An 8,070-nucleotide genomic window follows, 5' to 3' on the forward strand; every position below is an offset into this window, starting at 1 on the left:
CCTCTCTTTTTCAGTATCTCTTTTATCTGCTCCAGGGTGAGGTAGCGCAGATCCTGGAGCACCTCCAGGATCCTCTTTCTTTTCTCCAGCTTTCTGTGGACCTTGCGGGCATAGTCCAATTGTTTTTCGTCTATGGCCCCTTCATCCAGCAGAATCTCCAGAATAGAGCTGCCGCTTTCCCTGCCCTGATCAGACCTCTGGTCAGCCCTGGGCTTTTCATTGCCCTGGCTGGTTGCCGCTGAACCATCGCTCTTGTCCGCAGCTTCTCTCCAGAAGTCCACCAGAGTGCGGCCGTTTCTGCTCTGCCCGTTGCCTCCAGTCAGCCATCGGGCTATCTTTTCCACACAGGTGCTGGCACTGCCCTGAGGGAAAAGCTGCGTGAAGGGCCTTTGCCTAGAAACCGCCACGGGCACATTGTCATCCTGGATTATGTAGCCGGCAGCAGCAATTTCTTCTCCCAGATATTTCTTCGTCACCTGTTGCAGTTTGCTGAACACCCGCTGCGCTCCTCCAGCAGAGCGCACCATATTGACGATGATGTTGATGGGCCTGGTGCAGCCCTTTTTCCTCAGCGTCTTGATGAGGGCATAGGAGTCAGTTAGAGAAGTGGGTTCAGGCGTTACTACCACCAGAATTTCGTCTGCTGCAGCAAGGATGCCGGTGACATTGCGGCCTATGCCAGCAGCCGTGTCAATAATCATGAAATCATAGGGCGCCAGAGCCCTGAAGCTTTCCACCAGCCGAGAGCGCTCCTGGGGACTCAATTCCCCTGGGTTGTCCACGTCCGAACTTCCTGGAATGATGCAGGTACCCTCGGGCCCTTCCACCAGTACCTCGGTCAGTTCCTTTTCGCCGGAGATCACGTGGCCAAGATTCCACTGCGCCTCGATACCCAGGAGAATATCCACATTGGCCAGGCCCAGATCGCAGTCGAGCAGACAGACCCGTTTTTGCGCTCTGGCAAGACTCAGGGCGAGATTGACGCAGACATTGGTTTTGCCCACACCGCCTTTGCCGCTGGCCACAGCAATTACCCTGGTACCCATGTTTTCGCCGTTCGTTTCAGTCATCAGCACACACAAAGCGGGCTGCAGGGGCCTGCGCCCGGCCTGCGCAAGTGAACTTTCCCTGTTGCCTCGACTCGCAGTCCTTGTCTCCTTATCGGCAGTTTGTGGAAAATATATAAAAAATTCACTGTGCTGCCGATGATCTCCTCTATCCTTACCTTATCCAGCATGCCTCCCTTGCCTGCCCACAGTATCACTTCACTGCGGCAAGACTTCCTCGGCCACCGGGCGCCTTTTCTTCCAGCCGGCGATAGAGCACTGCCCTGCCAAAGTCAGCCACCAGCTCATAGCCTTGCAGGAACCCTGCCGAGGCCAGAGGATAGCGGCCGAGCAGGCGATCTCGGAATTTGTTCTTGCTGACCACCACATAAGAGACAAAAAGTCTAGGGGCTGAAAGTGCTGTCTCGAACTCATACTCATACGGCAAGAGGAACCTCTTTGGGTCGCCATAGAGGTAGACCAGACTGTAGAGTGTAGTGTCGTCCAGGAGAACGCGCCCTTTGCTGCCGAGCCGCTCAAGCAGCTCCAGATCATTCTGCAGATTCTGAAAATTCCCATGTCCATACAGGGCTCTGGCAAAGCCCTTCTCCTCATCGCTGCCATGCTCCAGTGGCAGGATGAAGCTGACTGCCAGGGACGTACAGAAGCAGAGGGTGAGCAGCCACACGGTCCATTTCCTCTCCCTGAGCAGTACATCTTTGCTGGCAATCAGGACAGCAGTCGTCAAGAAAATTGCATATTCGATGGTCTCACCGCTGAAACTGCCCAGATAGATTCTCAAATAGGCAGTCAAGAGCGGGGCCAGCAGAATGAGATGCAGATAGTGGAACAATCTTTTTCGCAGAAACAGGGAGGCAAGCAGCACCATAAAGTAGGGCATGATCAGCAGGAAATTTCGCTGCAACTCGCGGCCGAGCACAGCCAGCGCCGCGGCTGCATTGCCCACGACAGCCTGCAGGTTCTGGCTCCCCGCTGCTGCCCCCTGGGTTGCCCGCTGAAAATGGAGAAAATAGAAGGCGTCACCCATGAAAACATAGTTCAGATAGAGCCAGGACAGCGCAAAAAAAGCCATGGGAAAGCAGAGCACCAACCACACGGTTGTCAGAGAGCTGTTGCGGCAGCGGACAATCTGCACCAGAGGCAGGAGAAAAAAACCCACCAGGAGAAAACTCTCGAAGCTCACATAAAACAGGGCGCCGAAGACCATGCCTGCCAGCAAGAGATGGATGCTCAGATCTTGCTCAGCGTACCTGAGCAGGGCATACACTCCCAGCGAAAAGAGGAGGACGAACAGGCAAACATTGCTCCGCTGGGTGAAGAGAAAGAGAAACATGGGCGAGAGGCAGAGGTAGCTGAAGAGCAACAAAGAGAGCATTCTGGCTGCCGCCCCCTTTTGGCAAAATGGAGCAGATTTTCGCAGAAAGCCGAGAAAGAGGCTTGCTGCTGCTGCCCCCACCAGGGCAGTCCCCAGGAAGGGATTGCCACAGAGTAGGGTGAAGGCATATGGCAGGGGTGGATAGACAAAGCCAAGGTTCTCAAGACGTGGAGGATTCCCATGAAACACCAGCAGACACTTTTCTCCCAGGAAGAGAGAAGTTCTGGCAGCGTAGCCCCTGGTAAAGAGCCAATGGTTTATGGCTGCATAGCCGACAAACAGGGCAGCGCCTGGAAGCAGGAAGAGACCTGAGAATCGTCTACCCCTCTCCTCAATGCACTGGTTTTGGCATGCGGCTGATTCCATGTGTGGTCTTTTCCCAGTAGAATGGTTTCGAAAAAAGCTGCCAGAGTGCCTTGTAGGCGGCAACAGAATGAAAGAAGAGCCAGTAGAGCGGATTGAGCAGGGCATAAGGTACATGTCCATAGAGTTTTCTTCTGAATACCGCCATCATGTTGAGATAAATGCCCATGAAGTTGCCAATGATAAGGTTGTAGAGGCCCAGATAGGTCAACAGCGGCGGGAACAAGGGATCCAGCACCTTGCTCTGTGTTGCCAGCCAGTAGAGAAAAATGGCCCAGACAATGGGATTGATCAGAAAAGTAACAGGTGTCCCTCCTATGAAGAGCTGAAAGGCGAGCCACTTTTTTATGCCGAGCTTTTTCAGAAGCTCCCAGGGATGTCTATTGAACACCAGGGCAGTTTGAATATAGCCTTTTATCCACCTGGACCGCTGCCGGATCCAGTTGCCGTAGCGGGAATTTGCCTCTTCATAAGTGGTTGAATTGATCACCCCCACAGTGAGCCCATTGGCTGAGCCACGAATTCCCAGATCAGCATCCTCTGTCACGTTGAATGGATCCCAGGCCCCGAGAGCTTTCAGGTGCTTCACCTGGAAGTGGTTGCTGGTTCCTCCGAGAGGAATGGGAAGCTGCAAACGGTCGAGCCCGGGCAGCAGGTAGTCGAACCAGTAGGAGTATTCCAGTGTGAACAGACGGGTGATGAAATTCTCATTAGCATTGAAATAGTTCAGGGCAGCCTGGAAGCAAAGGTGTGAGTCGCCGTGCTTGTTGAAGGCGGCTACTGCTTTTCTCAGTTGATCCGGCTCTGGAATATCTTCTGCATCATAAATTGTAAGGTAGGTGCCCCGGCAAAAATAGACTCCATAATTGCATGCCTTTGGCTTGGTCTTGGGAAAGGTGTCTGGAATAATTACAAAGCGCCAGTTGCCTGGAGGCTGGGCCTTTTTGGCCGCCTCCAGTGTGAGTTGATCATTTTCCTCGAGCAGCAGGAGAACATCCAGCTTGTTGGGGGGGTAGTCAATTTTTTTCAAGGAATCAATGAGGGTGGGCAGCAGCTCAGGCTCACGGTAAACGGGTATCAGCACTGAATAGGGCGGCAGATCCTTGTCATCCAGGGCGGCAATGTCCTCTGGAGTTATTGGTTCGCTCACCTCGCACCTGGCTCCCACCAGACTGAGGAGCAGCCTGAAAGCCACGGTAACGAAATAGAACATCTGCATCAAGAGAAAGATAAATATGAGAAGCGAAACCGCGTCCACATAGAGCCAGACCAGGCCAGCCAGCAGCAGGCATCCCATGGCCACGATTTGAGAGGTGGTAAAGACGCGCAGAGCACTCTCTTCCGGGTTTCGATAAAAGAGGCCATAGATTGATGCGTCTATCAGGGTCTCACGGTAATAGTGGTCAACAATACGAATGAGATCCAGGTCTGTGATGACCCACTGTTCTATATCCGCCACCGAAAACTTGCGGCGAAAAAACTCCAGGCAGCGCTCGTTTTCAGGAAAGTCTGTGAGCAGAGTCAACCTGTCGCCCTGCAGTTTCACCGGAATGCCGTGATTGTTTATGAGTTCTTTATGCGGCACTCTTTTCATCAGACTGCAGTCGAACTGCTGCTCGAATTCAGTGAAATCAAGGTTCCAGAAAGACAGCTGAAAGTGAGCTGCGAGTGAGTGGAACAGATCGAGCCGGGATATGATCCCCTGGCTCATGAGAATCCAGCCTAGTCTGCCGCCAGTGGTTTTCTGCAGAGTGAGGGCCTCCTCGAGCTGCTCTGGTGTGAGCCTTCCAGACTCCACCAGGATCTCACCCAGGAGTCGCTTTTTGCCGATCTCACTTGCTGTGGCTACTTGACAGTAATCCATAGGCTGCCGTAAAAACCTCCCCCTGCACCGGTATCTTCTCCCCACATGTGCCGGTAGTAAGCCAGCACCAGGGAGCAATTCGGTCTCAGTCGCAGTCGCCCTCCCAGGGAAACTTTCAACAAACGATAGTTGGGTTCCACCGTGATGTTGGTGCCGATATTTTTGTTGCTGCCATTATTGAGGCCGTAGTGAAGTTCTGCCGCACCAAGGAGCTGAAAATGCTCCCAGATATCCTGTCCGAGCATCGCATAGGAACGGATCTGCTCAGCAGGATAACCAAAATAATGACGAAAGCCGACACCACCTTCGACAAAGCCGTACCTGTCAGCCCACTGCAAAGAGCGGCCATAGAACATGGCCAGTTCCATGCCAAAGCGATCATAGCCGAGGCGTGGATCCTCATCCAGATCGTACCCTGTAGGGACAATAACGGTGGTTTGCAGGGAAAGCACCTGTGGAGGTTGCTGCAGGAGCAGCCGTCGCCAACCGCATTCCACGTCCGTCAGACCCGAATTCGAGCTGGAGGGTTCAGCCGCGTTGTCTGTGAGCCAGTCATAGAACAGATTCAAAAAGAGGGTGTCCTGGCTGGTGATGCCGTACTCAATATAGGGGTTTATCTCCTTTTTCTTGAACTTGCCTCCCCTCTTCTGGCTGTTGCCGCTGTGGTCGAAGAACCTGCTGGTCTCATAGTAGTAGTACTGCAGAGCAACAAACATCTCGCCCTTGTCTCTCACCCAGGCGCCAGCCCGGGCTCCGGTTGGGGCGGCTATGACAACGGCAACTGTCAGGACAAATACCCACCTAGTCAACTTTTTTCCGTCCTGTCATGGTTCTTTGCAGATAAATGAGCAGCAGCAGCCCCAGGGTTCCCAGGAAAATGCTCACTGCCAGTTTGTAGCGAACCCAGTAGTACTCCCAGCCCTTTCTGTGAGGGTAGACAATGCGGAGCTTGCGGCCAACCTGGGCCGTATACCAGGTTCCTTGCTTTTCTATGGCCACATTGCCGCTGCTGAGCTTCTTCAGGTCCGCCGCCGTGAGCACCAAAGCCTGCCTGGCTCTGCTGCCGACCCGGCAATGAGCGAGCACCGGTATCTTGCTGTCGGTTTCAAAGGCTTGCAGCAGATGCACAGTGTCGCTGAGAGCCACGCTGACAAGGACTTTCCCTGTCATTGGATTTGTCACCTGAAAGCTCTTGGAAGCGTCTACTATGGGATGAAATCTGAGAAGGTCCTCTGGTTGCAGACAGAGAATTGCATAACGGTACTCCGCAGACAATGGATCTCCGGCGAGATGCAGGCTAATATGGACCGGTTGTTTCTGAATTTGCCCCATGAGCTTGACAATGGCCGCAGCTGGCCCATAGTAATCAGGCGTGAGCTGCGACAGCACCACTACACCTTGCCCCACAAAACGGCCTGCATAGTCGCCTACTGCACCAAGGACATCACCTGCCAAGCTGTCGACATAGAAGGCTGAATCTGCCAGCACCGATGCCTCCTTCTGCGGCATGAAGCCAGTGCAGTCTCCTTGCTCTGGCTGAGAAGAAAACACTATCTCCAGCGTGTTGGAAGTGTGCAGATACCGCACTGGCAGCTCAACAGAATGATTCCTTATGCCTCCCTGGCCCTCGAGCATAACGCTTTCCAGCAGAATGCCGTTGAGCCTCACTTTGAGATAACCCCTGTCTTCAGCGAATATGGGGGTGTGGGCATAGACGAGCAAACAGGAAAGCCTGCCAGGAGCACCACCCAACTGGGAGAGGTTGAAGGGGATCGTTGCTGTCAGATCTCCAGTACCCCGCATTTGCTGATCAGCGAGTCCCAGTTCTGCAAAGCTCACCTCAGCAGAAGGAGCCGCCGCTGACGAAGAAGCCTCCTCGACGGCGTGAACATCCACAGCAGCAGCAGCAAGAACAGCAGCGAACCTGCCTGCCAGTACCCTGGCTCCTCGTGGAGTCAGGTAGAGGCTGCTGCCCACCACCTTCAAGTCCTGGGGAAACTCCCCAATAAAGACATTTTTCCCCTTCCATGTGGGAAGGCCGAACACCACAGTAGTCTTCAGGCTGCTTCCGGCCATGCCTATGAGCGAAGAAACTTGCAAAGCAGTTTCAACATTGGCCCGAGTCTCCTTTTCGAGAATCAGATGAAACACCCTGCGGTAGTCATGAAAGAACTCATTGACAGCTAGAACAGGGCCTTGGGAGTGAACCTTCAGAAAACTGGAGTTTTCTACGAGGAGCCAGCTGTTGCCGGAGGCCTCGTCAACACAGCGGTTGCCGGTGATCCACAGGTATCCCCTGATCTCAATATTCAGGGTGTCACTGGGCGGGTTCGATGCAGACAGGGAGTCCAGTGGAATCTCGATGCTGGCTTCGCTGCCGAGCTTTTCTACAAAGCTGGCGAACAGAGGTACGGAGTTTACAGTGATTTCAATTGTTGAGCGCGGCGCCAGCAAAGGCGACAACCTTAAATGGAGAACAAGGCTGCTGCCTGCAAAGAGAGCCCCAGGATACCAGGGATAAGACAGGGCTGCATAGCTGTTGACTCCCCGCACCAGAAGACCCTGCTCATAGCCCAGGTCTTTCAGGGAGATATTGAAGAGAGCAGCTCTTTTTTGTTGCAAGGCATTGTCAGCTACAGCAATGATCTCACTGCTGTGGAACCTGCTGCCCAGGCCTTTCAGGAGCAATTCTGCTTCCTGCCGGTGCCAGAAACAACCCAGCACTACCTGGAAACCCCGGGCAGTGTGCACCAGAGCAACATCACTGTAGGAAGGCATCTGGCCAAGGATTTTCTCTGCCTTCTTCTCTGGCATGGGCCCGGCTATTTTGACTGCGTAGACAGTGTCGGCTGCCACAATAGCCGGCTTCGTTGTCATCAGAGTGAAGGCCAGCAATCCAATGAAGATCTTTGCAGGTAGAACTCTTGAATTCAACAAGGAAACTCTTCCTCTTTTAACCACAGTAACAGTCCAGGGCATCACATGAGCCGCCAGAAGTTGATAGTGTGAGCAAACTCTGTACCACCTGGACGAGACATTCAGTTATTTATTTTAATTACAGTATGTTAAAAGAATTAGCGCTTCGAGATCAGGGGGCAGTCATACAAAACTGTTGGAAATGAGACATGGCAGATATACTCAGCAAAAATGCGGAAAGGCGCGAATGTTGCAGGGAGTGCAACCACCATATGGCGCCCTTTTACTGGCGCGCATATTATGTTATGGTCTTCAGGTCTTTGGAGATAGGGGACAGAAGAGATGCGATTCTTCCTTAATGGTATCCTTTTGCTCATCACCTTGTTGGCATGTGTCACCGAAAACATCTATCTCCAGCTCTGGCCAGTTCATCCCAAACAGGTCATTCCCATTACCATTCGCTGTGAGCTGCCCTTCACCTTTGA

5 protein-coding genes are annotated in these 8,070 nt (G+C 53.1%); all 5 read right to left on the reverse strand.

The annotated features are described in order from the left end of the window. Positions 1-1,070, reverse strand: a 1,070-nt coding sequence (locus JRI89_15685) for a MinD/ParA family protein (protein MBW2072680.1), incomplete at its 3' end; no start/stop codon positions are given. 190 nt (positions 1,071-1,260) lie between these two features. Then, positions 1,261-2,808 carry a hypothetical protein gene (locus tag JRI89_15690; GenBank protein ID MBW2072681.1) on the reverse strand — a complete coding sequence of 516 codons (1,548 nt, stop codon included), beginning with the start codon at positions 2,806-2,808 and terminating at the stop codon, positions 1,261-1,263. Next, on the reverse strand, positions 2,774-4,669 hold the full coding sequence (locus JRI89_15695; protein MBW2072682.1) for a glycosyltransferase: 1,896 nt from the start codon (positions 4,667-4,669) through the stop codon (positions 2,774-2,776). The genes JRI89_15690 and JRI89_15695 overlap by 35 nt, the downstream gene beginning before the upstream one ends. Continuing rightward, positions 4,651-5,478, reverse strand: a complete 828-nt coding sequence (locus JRI89_15700) for a hypothetical protein (GenBank protein ID MBW2072683.1) — start codon at positions 5,476-5,478, stop codon at positions 4,651-4,653. Before JRI89_15700 ends, JRI89_15695 begins: the two co-directional genes overlap by 19 nt. Continuing rightward, a complete protein-coding gene (locus tag JRI89_15705) occupies positions 5,471-7,606 on the reverse strand; it encodes a cellulose biosynthesis cyclic di-GMP-binding regulatory protein BcsB (protein ID MBW2072684.1) in 2,136 nt (711 codons plus the stop codon). The genes JRI89_15700 and JRI89_15705 overlap by 8 nt, the downstream gene beginning before the upstream one ends. Positions 7,607-8,070: the final 464 nt, after the last annotated feature.

The sequence above is a fragment of the Deltaproteobacteria bacterium genome, assembly GCA_019309045.1.
GTDB lineage: Bacteria > Desulfobacterota > Syntrophobacteria > BM002 > BM002 > JAFDGZ01.

Coding starts and splice junctions, on each gene's coding strand:
- JRI89_15690 (MBW2072681.1), bottom strand. CDS start 2,808: ATGGAATCAGCCGCATGCCAAAACCAGTGCATTGAGGAGAGGGGTAGA.
- JRI89_15695 (MBW2072682.1), bottom strand. CDS start 4,669: ATGGATTACTGTCAAGTAGCCACAGCAAGTGAGATCGGCAAAAAGCGA.